General features: G+C 59.5%; 21 protein-coding genes. 9 read left to right on the top strand and 12 right to left on the bottom strand.

The genetic code is table 11. The features are described from left to right. Positions 1–53: 53 nt before the first annotated feature. From ABH15_RS01745 to ABH15_RS01760, 4 genes are all read right to left on the bottom strand, one after another. Complete coding sequence (locus ABH15_RS01745; protein WP_128692643.1) at positions 54–701, bottom strand: peroxiredoxin; 648 nt, start codon at positions 699–701, stop codon at positions 54–56. Positions 702–721: 20 nt separating this feature from the next. Further along, positions 722–1,063 carry a carboxymuconolactone decarboxylase family protein gene (locus ABH15_RS01750; RefSeq protein WP_128692644.1) on the bottom strand — a complete coding sequence of 114 codons (342 nt, stop codon included), beginning with the start codon at positions 1,061–1,063 and terminating at the stop codon, positions 722–724. A gap of 6 nt (positions 1,064–1,069) precedes the next feature. Next, positions 1,070–1,195 (bottom strand): desulfoferrodoxin FeS4 iron-binding domain-containing protein, encoded by a 126-nt coding sequence (locus ABH15_RS01755; RefSeq protein WP_128692645.1) that lies wholly within the window; start codon positions 1,193–1,195, stop codon positions 1,070–1,072. A 65-nt stretch (positions 1,196–1,260) separates the two neighbouring features. After that, the gene (locus ABH15_RS01760) at positions 1,261–1,500 is read right to left on the bottom strand and encodes a zinc ribbon-containing protein (protein WP_128692646.1); all 240 of its coding nucleotides are present in this window, start codon (positions 1,498–1,500) and stop codon (positions 1,261–1,263) included. A gap of 137 nt (positions 1,501–1,637) precedes the next feature. Between ABH15_RS01760 and ABH15_RS01765 the strand changes: the two genes are divergently transcribed. After that, positions 1,638–2,246, top strand: coding sequence for a flavodoxin family protein (locus ABH15_RS01765; RefSeq protein WP_128692647.1), 609 nt, complete (start codon positions 1,638–1,640; stop codon positions 2,244–2,246). A 27-nt stretch (positions 2,247–2,273) separates the two neighbouring features. Here the strand turns inward: ABH15_RS01765 and ABH15_RS01770 are convergent, their stop codons facing one another. Beyond that, the gene (locus ABH15_RS01770; RefSeq protein WP_128692648.1) at positions 2,274–3,140 is read right to left on the bottom strand and encodes a cation diffusion facilitator family transporter; all 867 of its coding nucleotides are present in this window, start codon (positions 3,138–3,140) and stop codon (positions 2,274–2,276) included. A gap of 120 nt (positions 3,141–3,260) precedes the next feature. Between ABH15_RS01770 and ABH15_RS01775 the strand changes: the two genes are divergently transcribed. The 3 genes from ABH15_RS01775 (at position 3,261) to ABH15_RS01785 (ending at position 5,426) form a co-directional block, all read left to right on the top strand. After that, the gene (locus tag ABH15_RS01775) at positions 3,261–3,761 is read left to right on the top strand and encodes a rubrerythrin family protein (RefSeq protein WP_128692649.1); all 501 of its coding nucleotides are present in this window, start codon (positions 3,261–3,263) and stop codon (positions 3,759–3,761) included. A 118-nt stretch (positions 3,762–3,879) separates the two neighbouring features. Beyond that, positions 3,880–5,049, top strand: coding sequence for an FAD-dependent oxidoreductase (locus ABH15_RS01780; RefSeq protein ID WP_128692650.1), 1,170 nt, complete (start codon positions 3,880–3,882; stop codon positions 5,047–5,049). Between the two features lie 59 nt (positions 5,050–5,108). Continuing rightward, a complete protein-coding gene (locus ABH15_RS01785; RefSeq protein WP_206633405.1) occupies positions 5,109–5,426 on the top strand; it encodes a DUF3784 domain-containing protein in 318 nt (105 codons plus the stop codon). Between the two features lie 23 nt (positions 5,427–5,449). On the opposite strand, the gene ABH15_RS01790 is transcribed toward ABH15_RS01785, so the two are convergent. The 3 genes from ABH15_RS01790 to tfrA all read right to left on the bottom strand — a co-directional run bounded on the left by ABH15_RS01790 (position 5,450) and on the right by tfrA (position 9,287). Further along, positions 5,450–5,956 carry a hypothetical protein gene (locus ABH15_RS01790; RefSeq protein WP_128692651.1) on the bottom strand — a complete coding sequence of 169 codons (507 nt, stop codon included), beginning with the start codon at positions 5,954–5,956 and terminating at the stop codon, positions 5,450–5,452. A gap of 236 nt (positions 5,957–6,192) precedes the next feature. Further along, on the bottom strand, positions 6,193–7,662 hold the full coding sequence (gene tfrB, locus ABH15_RS01795) for a fumarate reductase (CoM/CoB) subunit TfrB (RefSeq protein WP_128692652.1): 1,470 nt from the start codon (positions 7,660–7,662) through the stop codon (positions 6,193–6,195). Continuing rightward, positions 7,659–9,287: a fumarate reductase (CoM/CoB) subunit TfrA gene (gene tfrA / locus ABH15_RS01800; protein WP_128692653.1), complete on the bottom strand. Its 1,629-nt coding sequence runs from the start codon at positions 9,285–9,287 to the stop codon at positions 7,659–7,661. The genes tfrB and tfrA overlap by 4 nt, the downstream gene beginning before the upstream one ends. Before the next feature lie 72 nt (positions 9,288–9,359). On the opposite strand from tfrA, the gene ABH15_RS01805 reads away from it, so the two are divergent. Beyond that, positions 9,360–10,748 (top strand): aspartate kinase, encoded by a 1,389-nt coding sequence (locus ABH15_RS01805; protein ID WP_128692654.1) that lies wholly within the window; start codon positions 9,360–9,362, stop codon positions 10,746–10,748. After that, entirely contained in the window at positions 10,741–11,733 is a 993-nt protein-coding gene (purM, locus tag ABH15_RS01810; protein WP_128692655.1) for a phosphoribosylformylglycinamidine cyclo-ligase, read from the top strand. The genes ABH15_RS01805 and purM overlap by 8 nt, the downstream gene beginning before the upstream one ends. Positions 11,734–11,804: 71 nt before the next feature. On the opposite strand, the gene ABH15_RS01815 is transcribed toward purM, so the two are convergent. The 4 genes from ABH15_RS01815 to ABH15_RS01830 form a co-directional block, all read right to left on the bottom strand. After that, positions 11,805–12,041, bottom strand: a complete 237-nt coding sequence (locus ABH15_RS01815) for a hypothetical protein (protein ID WP_128692656.1) — start codon at positions 12,039–12,041, stop codon at positions 11,805–11,807. A gap of 80 nt (positions 12,042–12,121) precedes the next feature. Next, positions 12,122–12,649, bottom strand: a complete 528-nt coding sequence (locus tag ABH15_RS01820; RefSeq protein WP_128692657.1) for a ZPR1 zinc finger domain-containing protein — start codon at positions 12,647–12,649, stop codon at positions 12,122–12,124. Further along, a complete protein-coding gene (locus tag ABH15_RS01825; RefSeq protein ID WP_128692658.1) occupies positions 12,649–13,026 on the bottom strand; it encodes a cell division protein SepF in 378 nt (125 codons plus the stop codon). Before ABH15_RS01825 ends, ABH15_RS01820 begins: the two co-directional genes overlap by 1 nt. Before the next feature lie 49 nt (positions 13,027–13,075). Beyond that, complete coding sequence (locus tag ABH15_RS01830) at positions 13,076–13,573, bottom strand: RNA-binding protein (protein WP_128692659.1); 498 nt, start codon at positions 13,571–13,573, stop codon at positions 13,076–13,078. A gap of 122 nt (positions 13,574–13,695) precedes the next feature. On the opposite strand from ABH15_RS01830, the gene ABH15_RS01835 reads away from it, so the two are divergent. The 3 genes from ABH15_RS01835 to purF are packed head-to-tail and all read left to right on the top strand — an operon-like array spanning position 13,696 to position 15,566. Beyond that, entirely contained in the window at positions 13,696–13,923 is a 228-nt protein-coding gene (locus tag ABH15_RS01835; RefSeq protein ID WP_128692660.1) for an LSM domain-containing protein, read from the top strand. A 14-nt stretch (positions 13,924–13,937) separates the two neighbouring features. Beyond that, positions 13,938–14,120 carry a 50S ribosomal protein L37e gene (locus ABH15_RS01840; protein ID WP_128692661.1) on the top strand — a complete coding sequence of 61 codons (183 nt, stop codon included), beginning with the start codon at positions 13,938–13,940 and terminating at the stop codon, positions 14,118–14,120. A 9-nt stretch (positions 14,121–14,129) separates the two neighbouring features. Next, a complete protein-coding gene (purF, locus tag ABH15_RS01845) occupies positions 14,130–15,566 on the top strand; it encodes an amidophosphoribosyltransferase (RefSeq protein WP_128692662.1) in 1,437 nt (478 codons plus the stop codon). The last annotated feature ends 141 nt before the right edge of the window (positions 15,567–15,707 follow it).

The raw sequence follows: 15,707 nt of genomic DNA on the forward strand, positions 1-15,707 counted from the left end.
GGCACAGTGACCTTCTGTTCGTCATCGAAATACCCGCGAAAAGAGGTGGAATGTTAGATCTCTTTGAAGCAGAGATACCAGTCCCTGCATTCGTATCCCTCTTTCACCCGCCGTTCCACCTCTTCGGATGTCTTCGGCGGCGGAACGATAACCTTGTCACCCGGCTGCCAGTTTGCGGGAGTGGCGACGCTGTGCTTGTCTGAGACCTGGAGCGCCTTGATAAGCCGGATGATCTCGGGCATGTACCGGCCGTTGCTCATCGGGTAGTAGAGCATCGCCCGCATGACACCGCGGTCGTCGATGATAAAGACCGTCCGGATGGTGGCGGTTGTGCCCTGTGCCGGATGGATCATACCGTAGCGCCGGGCTACGTTCATATCCAGGTCTGCGATGATCGGGAACGGGATCTCAACGCCCATCTTCTCTTTGATGTTCCTGACCCATGCAAGGTGTGAGTGGACGCTATCAATGGAAAGACCGATGAGCTGCACGTTGAGGCCTGCAAGTTCTTCGGCGATCCCGGCGAACGCCATGAACTCCGTCGTGCAGACCGGGGTGAAATCCGCCGGATGCGAGAAGAGGACCACCCACTGACCCCGGAACGTGGAGAGCTTCACCTGTCCGTGTGTGGTCACGGCTTCAAAGTCCGGCGCTTCCTCGCCGATCGACGGCAATCTCTGGTGAACTTCGGACTGCTCCATACTGCTTGACTCTGTTTCCCTTACTTTATGTAATCTTCGAGAGCCGTTTTGCCGTAGACGTATGCCGGCATTCCGGCCAGCAGGAACGCGACCCGCAGCCCCTCTTCGATCTCTTCCTTTTTCACGCCGAGATTCTGGGCGCCGGCCATCTGTGCCCTAACGGCATGCCGGTCGCGGAGGGCGGCGGCGATAGCGATTGCGATGATCTTCTTCGTCTGCCGGGAGAGGGCGCCGTCATCCCAGATCATCTGATCGAGACCCATCACTTTTCCGTAGAGTTCCGGGTTCATCTCCTTGAGGTCTTTGAAGATTACAGGGACTTTCCCGATCTTCTCTTCAAGACTCTTGAGGTTCTCTTCCATCTTTGTTCACTCCTGAAGCACCATCGGCTCGCCGCAACAGACGAGCTCTCCGCCGCCGACTTCCTTCACTTCGACAACGTTTCCGCAGATCTCACAGAGGTAGACCTGCCCTACAGCAGATACATTCACCATTTCTTTCACCTCGCTATTACGCGGGGACAGACCCGCCGCGTACGCTGGCGGGTGTTTGTCCGGGGTTACTTCTTATATTTTTTCCTCTCGGGAGGGTGTGCCACATCCTCAACGGTCTTGATATCTGGCCTGATGTGCGTCATCGGGAAGCAGTTATAGGTCTCACAGGCGCAGGTCGGGCACCTGACGAGGTCTTCATCGACTTTATCGAGGCGGATTTCCCTGCCGCAGTCGACGCAGATGTATCGTCCCGGGCCGGGCTTTTCTCCCGCTTTCGTCTGTTTCGTTGCTTCTGTCTCCGTCACTCGGACTCACCGAACCGAAGATGGCGTCTCATTGCATTTATCTGTTGCGGCGCACGGCTCTTCGGTCTCCCTACCGCTCTACGGTTAATCGGAATGACCCGAATGCTATTAATAGGGCGTCGGCCGATTCCGTAGTTATGCCGCGAAAGATCATTGCACTCCTCGGGAGTCCTCGCATGGGGGGAAATACAGGAAAACTACTCGAGCAGGCGATCAAGGGTGCGGAGGACGCGGGGTGCGAGGTCGAGAAGATTCCGGTCTTTCACCTGCAGTTCAAACCCTGTATGGAGATATTCTACTGCATGGAGCATGAAGACTGCAAAATCAAGGACGATATGACTGGGATGTACCAGAAGTTCCGGGATATGGACAGCCTGATCGTCGCCGCCCCGGTCATGACGATGGGCATCCCCGGCAAACTGAAGATGTTCATGGACCGGTTCCAGGTCTTCTACATGGCGAAGTACTTCCGGAACGAATCGTTCATACCGCTGGAGCGTCGGAAAGAGCGAAGGATGCTCTTTATCTCTATCTCCGGCATGGCCCTTCCGGATGTCTTTGAGGGGGCGAAGATCACGGCAAAGGCATTCGGTGAGATCATCGACTGTCCGTACTGGGATGAGGTGCTGCAGAACGACATGGACACCATCAGGGATATCACAACGAAACCCGACGTGATGGAGGCGGCATACCGGAAGGGCTACGAACTCGGCAGGAGGCTGGTCTCGGCAGAGAAGAGCTCCTGACGATACCCGGCGGGCAGGCGCTGCCCGCTACTCCTGCACCTCCGGTTCGATATGCACGACGACTTCTCTGAGTCCGGAGATCTCCTCCTTCAGCCGCTCTTCGACCTCGACGGACAGGTCGTGGGCACGGTCGACAGTGATCTCCGGTCTGACCGTGATGTGGATATCGGCAAAGAGCTCTCCCGGTTTGCCCCGGCACCGGAAGTTGTGGCAGCCCTGCACTCCCGGGATCGCCGTGACAATCCGGCGGACGTCATCCATGTCGCAGGGGAGATTTGCCGAGTCCGAAAGGATCTCTGCGGCCTCGTAGAGGATCGTAAGACCCATCTTTGCGATCAGTATCCCGATACCGAAGGCGATGAGGGGATCGGCCACCTGGAATCCGAGCAGCACCGCACCGAACCCTGCGAGAACGGAGAGCGAGACGTAGACGTCGCTCTTTGTGTGGGTCGCGTCGGCGATGAGGATCTCGCTCCCGTAAGCCTCTCCTCTGTGCCGTTCGTACCGGTAGACGATGATGTTTACGGCGATTGCTGCGACCATGACCCCGACCGTCACCGGAGTAATCTCCGGTGATGCCGGGTTCACCAGCCGCTCGTAGCCCTCGGATATAATCCAGTATGCCGTCAGGAGGAGCATGGCTCCGATGACGAGCGTCCCCAGTGTCTCGAATTTGCCGTGGCCGTAGTGGTGCTTTGCGTCGGGAGGGAGGGCGGCGATGGTGACGGCGATGAGCCCGACGATATTGGATGTCGAGTCGAAGGTGGAGTGGAGTGCGTCGGCTACCATGCTCACCGAGCCTGCGAGGAGCCCGAACGCCGCCTTGATCACGGCGACGAATATATTCAGGCCGAGTATGAAGAGGAGCGTCCGCTGCACCGGGGTGCTCTGCATGATCGGATACAACCTTCCTGCACCTTATGAGGGTTTCTGCACCGTGGCTGGCGGGGGTGGATTGGGTGCCGGGGGAGAAAGAGAAGCCTTTAATACGGTTATCTCTGAAATGAGATTCTTATGTCCACTGAAGAGAATGCAGAGAACGCCTATGCAGGTGAGTCGCAGGCTAACCGGAAGTACTCAGCATTTGCGGAGAAGGCCGACGCGGAAGGCTATCCGAATATTGCAAAGCTCTACCGTGCGGCATCCGAAGCGGAGGCCATCCATGCAAAACGTCTGCTCTTCATCTTAAACCAGGTCGGTAAGACCGAGGAGAACTTAAAGAAGAGCATCGAGGGTGAGAACTACGAGTTCACCACGATGTACCCGGAGTTCGTCGCAGAGGCGAAAGAGGAGCGGAAGAACGAGGCGGCGCTCGTCTTCACCCATGCCATGCGAGCCGAAGAGGTGCATGCAAACCTGTATCTCCAGGCTCTCGAGAGCGTCAGGAGCGGTGGCGACCTCGAGGTGGATGCTGTCTACCTCTGTCCGGTCTGCGGCAACATCGAGTTCGGTTCGGCACCCGAGAAGTGCCCGATCTGCGGCGTACCGCAGCGCATGTTCCGCGAAATAAAGTAACCTCATCTCATTTTTCAGGTGCAGGGCTGGAACCTGCCTTCGGGAAGCACCGAACCCGGAAACGGGGTATGGAACAGTTCGACATCATTAAATAGGGGCCTTGTGATAGATCCGAACCATGCCATCCGTTGAGCCATCCGTTACGGTCTATTCGACGAAAAATTGTCCTTACTGCCGCATGGTCAAGGCGTTCCTCGACAAGCACGGTGTCGCCTACCGGGGTATTGATGTCGGGGAAGACCGTGAGGCCGCCCGGGAGATGATACGGCTATCCGGCCAGCGGGGCGTCCCGGTCACGACTATCGGGGACGAAGTGATCGTCGGGTTCGATGCGAGGAGGCTCAAGGAGATCTTCGGCACGGAGAAGGCTGAGGAGGTCTACGACACGGTCATCGTCGGTGCCGGCCCTGCGGGGCTGACGGCTGCGGTTTACTGTGCTCGGAAACTGCTCAAGACCATCGTCATCGCCGAGAACATCGGCGGGCAGGCGACGTGGAGTTGGTCGATCGAGAACTACATGGGCTACCGGATGATCACGGGCGAGGAACTTATCAAGAGATTCGAGGAGCAGGTGCGGGGACTGCATATCAGCCTCGAGCTCGACAGCGTGCAGGAGATCGCAGAGGAGGGCGATCTCTTCCTCATCAGGACGGTCTCAGAGAACGTCTACCGGGCGAAGACGGTGATCATCGCGGCCGGCAAGCAGCCGCGGACGCTGGGGCTTCCCGAGGAGAGCTCCCTGATGGGAAGGGGCGTGAGTATCTGCGCCACCTGTGATGCCCCGCTCTACAAGGATAAGGCCGTGGCCGTGGTCGGCGGCGGCAACTCAGCGCTTCAGGCAGCGCTCGAGCTTGCCGGGCTCGCTCAGTCTGTGGCGCTGATCGTCCGGAGCACCATCCGGGCAGACGAGGTCTACCGGAGACAGTGCGAGGAACTCGGGATCCCGGTCTACCTGCATCACGAGGTGACGGCGCTCTCCGGCGACCAGTCCCTGACTGGTATCACCATTCGCAACCGGGAGACCGGGGAGGAGACCGACCTCGCCGTCGACGGGCTGTTCCTCGAGATCGGGCTTGTGCCGAATACCGAGTTCCTGCACGGCTTTGTAGACCTGAACGAGAACCACGAGATCATCGTCGACCAGAACGCACACACGAGTCGGGACGGGGTTTACGCGGCCGGTGACGTCACCTGCATCAACGCCAAACAGATCATCGTGGCGGCCGGTGACGGAGCCAAAGCAGCGCTTGAGGCGCACGAATACATCCTGAGACATCGGGGCGTGTGATCGGCTCCCGACATACTCATCATCTTATAGAGTCTACGCTGTACCCGGAAGGTGACCGGTTGGACGTCCTCTACATCATCACCGAGCTTATCGGCTTTGTCATGCTCGGTCTCGGTTATCTCATCAGATTCCGGGGGCGGGTGGAACTGATCGCCGGCTACGACGAAAAAAGGGTGCGCGACCCGGAAGGGCTCGCACGTTTTGTCGGGACGAATCTCCTGCTGCTCGGCGCCGGTGCGTTCGCGGTTCTCGCTCTTGAGTTTCTTATTCCCGGGTATGCGGTGCTCTTCTTCGTCATCTACGCCCTCGTCGCGGTTCCGCTCGTCAGTTTCATAACCGTGCGCGGTTCGAGCCGGTATGAAAAACGGGACTCGTGAACGTCCTGCTAAAAAAGAGAGGGTTACTCGGGGGAGAGGGGGTACTTGATATAGTATCCCCAGTTGTTCCCGCCGAACTGGGTGCGGACGCCGGTATAGTAGCCCTCGAGTCCTGCGCAGCCCATCCATGCAGTCTCGCTCTCTCCGTTCCGCGAGACGACCGCATGGGCGGCGATATAGATGATATCGCCTTCTCCGGGGATATCGTCAAGCGGAATTATTTCTTTGACGACCGTCGTTGAGAGGCCTTCCTGCTTGTAGGCAAACTGGCCCGGAATCGGATTTCCTTTCTTGGTCTGCGGCAGCAGGTCGGGGTTACGTGCGACTGCGAGGTGCGTCTCGGTGAGCTGCCAGCCGTACATCGTCTCGTACTTCACGATGAGATTGGTGCCGTCATCCCAGACCCAGACCTTCCCTGCAGGGATGGTCTTACCGGCGTTCAGCGACGGCGCAATTGCAGATGCCGTTCCCACCACTGTGCTGACGAGGAGCAGCAGGGCGGCGAGCTGTATAAGGGTGTGCTTACTCATAGTTGTCCCCCCTTGGAACATGCTCGTGAATGCAGGTTGTGTATATAAATCTGCCGCAGGGTTCCGGGGAATCTGCCTGTTCATGGAGCCCTGTTGCCTGCATGGGCTCTCCCGGTATGCTTATTTCAGAATTATATTGTTCAGTTTATATTTCAGAGAATTGCGCTTATTCTCCGTGTGGGTAGAGCGCTGAAAAGAGGTGGCGGGGTTGTTGACACTGCCGGGCGAACCGGGGATTAGGCTTTCCCGACATCTTCTCGTTCTGCATCCTTCTTCCGGTATCCCTCGAGGAGGAGGGTTGCGAGGTTCTTCACCGGCACGTCGGTGCAGTCGGCGATATGGAACTCGCAGAAGGGACAGATGGTGGTGACGATGTCGGCACCGGTCTTTCTGACCTCTTCGTCCCGTTTCGCCCCGAGTGCCGCTGCTTCCTCCGGGATGCCGGAGCGGACGCCGCCGCCGGCCCCGCAACACTGCGTCGGCATCTCCACAAACTCCCGGACAACCTGTCGGAGGAGCTCCCGGGGCTCCTCGCTGATCCCCTGTCCCCGTAGCAGGTGGCAGGGGTCGTGGTAGGTGGCGGTGATATCGAGTTTCGCCGGCGGTTCGATGCCGTACTCGGTGAGCACCTCGGAGATGTCCTTCACGACAAACGGCGTCTCATAGTCATTCTTCAGCGTCGCCCCGCACCCTGCGCAGATCGTCATCACCGTTGTGATCCCTCGCCGGGCGAATGCATCGATATTCTTCTGTTTCAGGTCATCGAGGAACGACGTCTGCCCAGTCCGGATGAGAGGAGAGCCGCAGCAGACCTGGTCGTGGGGAACGATCACCCGGATGCCGTTCCGCTTCATGACTTCCATGGCGTCGAGCGCCGTCTGCGGCACCCGGCCGTTGAACATACACCCGACGAAGAACCCGACCTCGCCGCGAACCTCGCCATCAGGCTCGATAACCTCAGGCACCTGCTCGAGGAACGTTGGCTGCGTCCGCCCGACGCTCCGTCCCGTCTCCTTCACCATCTTCGCCACCTCCTGGTGGCGGGGCAGCGTCAGACCGCGGCGGTTCGCTATCTCGCGGAGTTTCTCGATCGCTTTTCCCGGGATCTCGATATCCTTCGGGCAGACCTCCACGCACCGTTTGCAGGTAGTGCAGTAAAAGAGGCCCTGCTCGATCGCCTCATCGATCCGGTCGTGTGTATCCCGGGGATCGAGGGTGAGCCGCATCTGCTGGCGCAGGATAGTCGGGCCAGCAAATGCGGTGACCTGCAGCGCCGGGCAGGCGGAGACACAGGATAAACACTCGATACAGTCGCGGAGCGGCTTTATCGCCTCGATCTCTTCTTTCTTCGGGACGACGACGTCTTCGCCTGGCTCAATCCAGGCGATTCTTTTGAGCACCGGCTCCATATCTACGACAAGGTCTTTCTGCACGGGAAGCGCGAGCGGTTCGATCGTTATGCCGTCCCGCGCCTCTTCCATGCAGGCGAGCACCGGTGTCCCGTCCACGCGAACGGCGCAGCTGCCGCATTGGCCTGAACCGCAGCAGTAACGGTAGGAGAGCGTTGGATCCTGCTCGTCGCGGATGGCGTGCAGCGTGTGGAGCACCCGGGCGCCCTCGTTCACCTGCACGGTATAGGTCTCGAAGTAGGGTTCCTTGTCTACCGCGGGGTCGAACCGTGCAACCCTGACCGTGATCGTCTTCATAGCACTGCCTCCTTCCGCTCGATCCCTGCACTCGTGAGCGAGACGTAGGTATGGCCGAACGGAGACGTAGCCGGTTCCCAGGTCGTCGTCACGTCTTTCCTGACGTGAGCGCCCCGGTTCTCCGGTCGGAGCAGGGCGGACCTGACGATAAGGGATGCGGTGGTGCACATGTTCCGGAGTGTGCAGCAGTCGATGATATTCGACGGCGAGGCCGCACGGATCGGCAGGCTCTCGAGGCGGGTGATCGTGGCGAGCGCGGTGTTGAGCTCGTCTGCCGTCCTGAAGATCCCGGCGTGGTTCCACATGGTGAGTTTCAGCTCGCGCCGCGCCACGGCGGGGTTCACCTCGCCGTCGAGGTACGCGGAGAGACGGCGTTCCAGGGCAGCGAGGCGGTCGGGATCGATATATTTATCCTGCTCGGGCGCCTTTCCGGCGGATTCCCCGGCGCGTTTCCCGAAGACCTGGGTGTCGGCAAGAGCGTTGCCCCCGAGGCGGTTGGCTCCGTGAACGCCGCCGGTAACCTCACCGCAGGCATAAAGGCCGGGCACGGTCGTCCGGCAGTCCGGCGTTATCGCAAGCCCTCCCATGATGTGGTGGGCGGTCGGGGCGACGACCATCGGTTCGCGGCGTATATCGACGCCGAAGGCCAGGAACTGCTCGAGCATTACCGGCAGGCGGGTCTCGATCTCTCCGGGGGAGAGGTGCGTGACGTCGAGGTAGACCCCGCCGTAATCCGTGCCCCGCCCTTCCAGCACTTCGGTGGCGATCGCCCGCGCCACCACATCCCGGGTGGAGAGTTCCATCCGCTCGGGGTCGTAGCGCTCCATGAACCGCTCGCCGTGGGTGTTCAGGAGCAGACCGCCTTCTCCCCTGACCGCCTCGGTGACCAGCCGTCCCCGGGCATCGTAGGGGTAAACCGCCCCGGTCGGGTGGAACTGCACCATCTCCATATCAATGAGCTTCGCTCCCGCACGGTAGCCGAGGGCGAACCCGTCCCCGGTTCCTGCGGCGGAGTTCGTGGAAATATCGTAGACCTGCGTCCCGCCGCCGGTGGCGAGGACGGTGCTGTCGGCCAGGATGACGGCAGCCTCGCCGCGGCGGTCGAGAGCGACCGCGCCGCCGACGCCTCCTTCCCGGGGGAGGAGATCGACGACGGAATACTCGTTCATGACGACGGTATCCGTCCCGTCGAGCCGCTCCATCAGGGTCGCCATGATCTCGTGCCCTGTGCGGTCGCCGGCATAACAGGTACGGGGAAACTTCTGCCCGCCGAACGGGCGCTGGGCGACCATTCGATTCTCGGTGACGTCGAAGACCGCTCCCCACCGGATCAGGTCGGCCATTCTCTCAGGCGCCTCACGGGTCAGCACCTCCACGAGCGCAGGATCGTTGAGGTAGGCGCCCCCGCGGAGTGTATCCTCGCGGTGAACGTCGCAGGAATCCTGATCCCTGAGCACGGCGTTGTACCCGCCCTCCGCCATCGTCGTGCACCCTCCTTTTCCGGCGATGGTCTTTGAGACCAGCACTACGTTACCGTAGCGGGATGCCTCGATGGCGGCACGGACACCCGCACCGCCGCTCCCGATAATCAGAACGTGGCACCTTACAACCTCGCTTGCAAGCATCTTATTAGTCTGTGCGTTGTATAGTATCTTAAAATAATTGCAGGAAATGAGTGAGCCAGAATGAGGCTTTTAATGAAATTTGGCGGCACATCCGTCTCAGATGGGGACTGCATCCGGCGGGTTGTGGATATCCTCGAACCTTACCGTATCGATGGTGTAGAACTGGCCGTGGTCGTATCGGCATGCTCGGGGGTAACCGATCAGATCATATCGGTGGCACATGAGGTGGTGAGCAGCAGGGACAAAACGCCCATCGAGTCGTTTATCCACGCCATGCGTACCCGGCATACGAAGATACTCGATCAGGTGGCACCCGACTACGTGGACGAGGTAATGACGATCATCGACGAGCGGCTCGGTCTGCTTGAGAATATTCTGAGCGCCGTATATACGCTCAAGGAGCTCACTCCCCGCTCACGGGATTATATCATGACCTTCGGAGAGCGGTTCTCGGCACCGATCGTCAGTGCCGCCCTCCGGCAGCGGGGGATCCCATCGGTCGCTCTCGACGGGATCGAGGCCGGGATCATCACCACCCCGAACCACGGCGATGCCCGTGCCCTTCCTGCAAGCGAAAACCATATCAAGAGCCGGATCGTCCCGCTGCTCACGGAGACGGTTCCGGTCATCATGGGCTTTATGGGAGCGACGGAGCAGGGGATCATCACGACGCTCGGCAGGAGCGGTTCGGACTACTCGGCCGCCGTCATCGGCAGCGGCATCGATGCCGACGAGATCTGGATCTGGACAGACGTCGACGGCGTCATGACATCCGATCCCCGGATCATCAAGGACGCCCGGGTGCTCTCCGATGTCTCCTACCTCGAAGCGATGGAACTCTCCTATTTCGGAGCTAAAGTCCTTCACCCGCGCTCGGTCGAGCCGGCGATGCAGAAGGATATTCTCGTCCGGGTGAAGAACACCTTCAACCCCGCCCATCCCGGCACCTGTATCCTCCGCAAGGAGCACCGGGAGAAACGCGTGGTCAAGGCGATCTCGTTTATCGAGAAGGTGGCCCTGATCAACATTACCGGTGCCCAGATGATCGGGAGACCCGGTGTCGCGAAGGCGATCTTCTCGGCGCTCGCCGAGCGGGAGGCCAACGTGATGATGATCTCGCAGGGCTCGTCCGAGGCGAACATCTCCCTCATCGTCGACGAGTCGCACCTCGAGGTTGCCATGGATGCGCTCTCTCCGCTCGCGAAGCAGGGAGTCGTCCGTGAGATCACGTATGACCGCGACGTTGTGGCGGTGGCGGTCGTCGGAGCGGGGATGGCAGGCACGCCCGGCACCGGTGGAAGAATATTTACTGCTCTCGGGAGAGCCGGGATCAACGCCATGATGATCTCACAGGGCTCCTCGGAAGTGAACGTCTCCTTTGTGGTGAAGGGGAGCGATGGAAAACGCGCCCTTCAGGTGCTCCACGATGAGTTCCGTCTCTCGGAGGATTGTGATGAGTGAACATACGTACCGCGATGCGGGCGTCGATATCGATCTCGAGGCCGCGGCCGTCCGGGCATTGATCAGCAGGCTCTCCTACCGGCGGGAGGGTGCTTTCTCCATGTTCGGCAAGGTCGGGCACTTCGCCGGGCTGATCGAGTTCGGCGAGCACGTCCTCGCACTTGCCGTCGACGGCGTCGGCACGAAGATGCTGATCGCAGACGAACTCGCCGACTGGCGGACGGTTGGGATCGACTGTATCGCGATGAACGTCAACGACCTCTACGTGATGAACCTCGAGCCCGTCGCGTTTGTCGACTACATCGCAACCGATGCGCTCTCGGTCGGCAAGATGGAGCAGATCGGCGAGGGGCTCAACGAGGGTGCGCGGCTCGCCAACATGAACATCGTCGGCGGTGAGACCGCAACCCTGAAAGGCCTCGTGAACGGCCTCGACCTTGCGGGCACCTGCCTCGGCATCCAGCGGAAAGAGAAGATCGTCACCGGTGAAGCAATAGCTCCGGGCGACGTCATCGTCGGTATTCCGTCGAGCGGTATCCACAGCAACGGCCTGACGCTCGCGCGGAAGGTCGTGGACGAGTGCGCCTCCTATGCGACCGAGCTTCCGAACGGAAAGACGCTCGGCGAGGTTCTCCTGACGCCCACCCGGATCTACTCCGAGGTGCTGGCGGTGACGGAGGCCTGCACCGTGCACGGAATGTGTCACATCACCGGCGGCGGCCTCTTAAACTTCCTCCGGCTCGCCGATCTCGGGTTTTCGATCACCGACCCGCTTGAGGTTCCGCCTATCTTCCGCTGGCTCCGGGAGACCGGGAATATCGGAACAGTGGAGATGTACCGCACCTTCAATATGGGCATGGGGTATGCGTTTATCGCACCCGAGGAGAGCGTGCGGAGCATCCGATCGATCGTCCCGGATGCACGGGTCGTCGGAGAGGTCGTGCGCGAGCGCGGCGCCTTCATCGAAGGGACGGAAGTAACGTAAAAATCAGTGGAGAAGGCTCAACGGCCGCTCCTCATTCTGCTCTTTTTTTAATCCGGTGCACAGCCATCTGATCAGGAACCGCCGCCATGCTCCTCGAAATAGTGCATCGCTTCGGGGATGTGCTCCCGGATCGCCCGCAGGAAGCTGTCGGTAAGATGCGCGTCGGCGATGCGGAGCGACTGCTGCATCGCCCGTTCCGTCTCCTGCGAGAGGCCGCGCCCTCCCGCCATCTCGGATCTGATTGTGTGGACGGCATTGTCGACGTCCTGTTCGCTCTCCCATTTGGTTACGGTTATCGTTCGCGCCATATCTCGTACCTCACGGTGGCCGTATTGGGTAGATCTGCTATTTTATGTTAACCCCTCGGGGTCAGGGTGAAAAAAGGGTGTCAGATCTCCGAAGGATCCAGCAGTATCTTCTTGGCCTTCTCGCTGATGAGCGCGCTGTTCCCCGCAGGGTCTTCGAGGATCAGCGTGAACGGTGGTGTTGCTTCCTTTGCCCCCATAATCCTGCTCAGCACCTCCTCCGCCCGGGCGCGCTCCTCCTCGGTTTCAGGGTTCATGAGGGCGCTCGCGACGGCCTGCTCGAACCGGTTCAGGACGCCCTCGATATTGGTCACGAACCCCTCACAGGCACTGCCGGGCTCTACCTTCAGGCCGAGTTCGGGGATCTCGATGGTGCCGGAGGTGCTTCGCACGACCCTGGTAGCGAGGTCGGCGGGCTCCTCGACCCGCACCGTCCACCGCACGGGGTCGCCCTCGCCGAGGATGATGGTATCGATGTGGCGGTAGCCGCACTCGCTGCAGGAGATGCTCACGAGGAGGATGTCCGAGAAGTGCGGGATCTCGAGACGGTGATGGACGATTGGAATCTCATTACCACACCCGGGGCAGGTGCCCGGGTACTGCTCCCACACTAGAGTCCTCCACCGATCTTGTCGCGCGAGACCTTCACGGACATGGGAGTGAGCACGACGTACTTCTGTTCGCCGAGCCCGACGATGTCTCCGTTGACGTCGCGTGCGACGTCCCGGAGGTCTTTTAAGACGCGCTCGAAGGTGATCTTGTCCATCTTGAGCCGCCCGATATCGACGATGACGATGTTGCCGTTGTAGACCTCGTCTTTCACGCGGGGCGTGTCCTTGAGGTCTGCAATCGTTGCGATCTTGACGTACATCGATGCCGGCTCATCGTCGCTCGTCCCCTCGTAGGATGCGAGATCCAGCTCCATATAGTCGTCGTCGCTTTTAGTGCTGGTTTTCCCGAGGATACTGTCGAATATCTTCTTAACCATGAAAAAAGTGTAGAATGAATTTTATTTAATAGTATCTTTTGATTCCGGGTCAGATCTCGAGATTCCAGATGTCGTCCCCGACATAGTGGATGTTCCTGACCGATTTGCCCTTCTCCTGTGTCTCTATCCCGGCGGCATCGAGGAGAGCGACTCCGATGGCGAGCGGTTTTCCGTGGCGCTCCTCTACGACCTGCACCGGGGACCCTGCACGGACGTCAGGCGAGACCGCGACGATCCCGGGGCGCATGATATCCGCCCCGTTCACGACGAACCTGACCGCCCCCTGGTCGACGACGACCCTCCGCAGGGGAAGGGGGTGCTCGATAAGTCCCCTGACCGTCGGGAAGACCCAGGTCCCGTGTCGCATCAGGAGCGGTTTTTTATTGACCAGGTAGAGTTCGAAGTCGGAGTCGGTCTCGGCGAGCTCGATACGTTCGGCAGCAAAGAGTGTGGCTGCATCGCCGATCTCGTCGGCGAGCCCGGCCATGAGCTGGCTGAGTTGCGATTTCCTGATGGAATGGCGTTTTTTTACGATAATTTTGGACATTGTTGCAGACCTCATCGGGTAGAATGTGCTGCGGAATACTTCTGTTCCTGAAACTCGGTTATATTTAAGTAGCTTACTCACTCAAATATATTACTCCGAAATGGACGGCACAGGGTAATCATATGACGCGAAGACCGTTAGATATTTTAGATCAGGTACTGAATCGTCAGCCCGTTATCATCAGTCTCAAGGGTGGAAGGGAGATTCGAGGGGTACTGCAGGGATACGACGTGCACATGAATCTTGTACTGGACAAAGCGGAAGATGAGGTCGACGGGCAGGTCCGCAAGCTCGGGACGCTCATCGTTCGCGGAGACAACGTGATCTATATCACACCATCAGTCGAATAATCAGGTGATACGACATGAGTAAGGGCACACCTTCAATGGGAAAGCGGAACAAGAGAACACACATCGCCTGCAGGCGGTGCGGTAAGATCTCGTTCCACGCACGGCACAAAGAATGTTCCGCCTGTGGTTTTGGGCGAAGCAGCCGTATGCGCAGCTACAGATGGACTGAAAAGAAAGCAAAGGTTCCAACCCACTAGAGTTGTACTATGTGTGGTATCGTTGGCATCGTCGATGCTGGCGGTGTCTCGTTCCAGCTGTACTATGCCCTGTACGCTCTCCAGCACCGTGGGCAGGAGAGCGCAGGGATCTCCACTTTTGACGGCAAAAGCCTCTATAAGCACAAAGGCCAGGGGCTTGTTGCAGAGGTCTTCGACGAAGATATTCTCCGGGAACTGAAAGGCAACGTCGGTATCGGCCATGTCCGCTATCCGACGACCGGCGCGAAGATTCCCGAGAATGTTCAGCCCTTCAACTTCAGGTACAAAGGACGAGACCTCGCGATCATCCATAATGGAAATCTCGTAAACACACAGGCGCTCCGGCAGGAATACGAACAGCGCGGCCAGATCTTCTGTACCACCACCGATACCGAGATCATCGCAAACATCATCGCCGACGAACTGCGCACCTCAAACAGCATGGAGGATGCTGTCCTCCTCTGCATGCGACGCCTGGTAGGATCGTACTCCGTCGTCGTCATGCTCGACGATACGCTCTATGCGTTCCGCGATCCCCTTGGGATCAGGCCTCTCTGCGTCGGGAAGACCGAGCAGGGATACGTCATCGCTTCTGAGAGCGTGGCGATAGACGCTTTTGGGGGCTCCTTCGTACGGGACGTGATGCCGGGCGAGCTCATCCGCGTGAACGCCGACGGGCTCTCGGCCACCCGGATGGCGGTGGCGAGCCATACTGCACACTGCATCTTCGAGTATGTGTACTTCGCCCGCGCGGATTCGACGATGGACGGAACGCTCGTCTATGACGTGCGGCAGAAGATCGGCCAGAAACTCTACGAGTCCGACTATCTGCAGGCAGATATCATCTGTCCGGTGCCCGACTCGGGCACCGCCTATGCGGCCGGGTATGCCATGCGTTCCGGCACTCCTTTCCTCGAGGGGTTGATGAAGAACCGGTATATGGGCAGAACGTTCATCATGCCCACGCAGGCGCAGCGGGAACAGGCGGTCAGGATCAAGCTCAACCCCATCCGGGGGAATCTGAAAGACCGGAAGGTGGTGCTGGTAGACGACTCCATAGTCCGGGGCACGACGTCACGGAGGATCGTGGATATGATCAGCGAGGCGGGTGCCGACGAGGTGCATGTGCGGGTCGGTTCACCTCCCATCATCGCACCGTGCTACCTCGGGGTCGATATGCCCACCCGCAAGGAGCTTATCGCGAGCGGAAAGGCCGAGGAGGATGTGCGGGAGAGTATCGCGGCCACGTCGCTCTCGTATATTCCGCTCGACGACCTTGTCGAGGCTATCGGGATCGACCGGTGCAACCTCTGCACCGGGTGCCTGACCGGTCACTATCCGCTTGAGATCCAGGGAGAGAAGTCCTGCCGCCGCGCAATCACGTACGTTGACGGCACCTATCAGTCGGATCTCACCTTGTTTGAGGCCGGCCAGGGCACTTCCTGAAACCCTTTTTTACGAAACCGTTTCGTGGATCGAAGAATTCTACGGCTATTGCATGGGTATCTAAAAAGTGATGCTCGATAGCGAGGGATGGATTTGAACCATCGGTCTACGGGTTATGAGCCCGTCGGGATTTCCTGACTA

Source organism: Methanoculleus taiwanensis (assembly GCF_004102725.1).
Lineage (GTDB): Archaea > Halobacteriota > Methanomicrobia > Methanomicrobiales > Methanoculleaceae > Methanoculleus_A > Methanoculleus_A taiwanensis.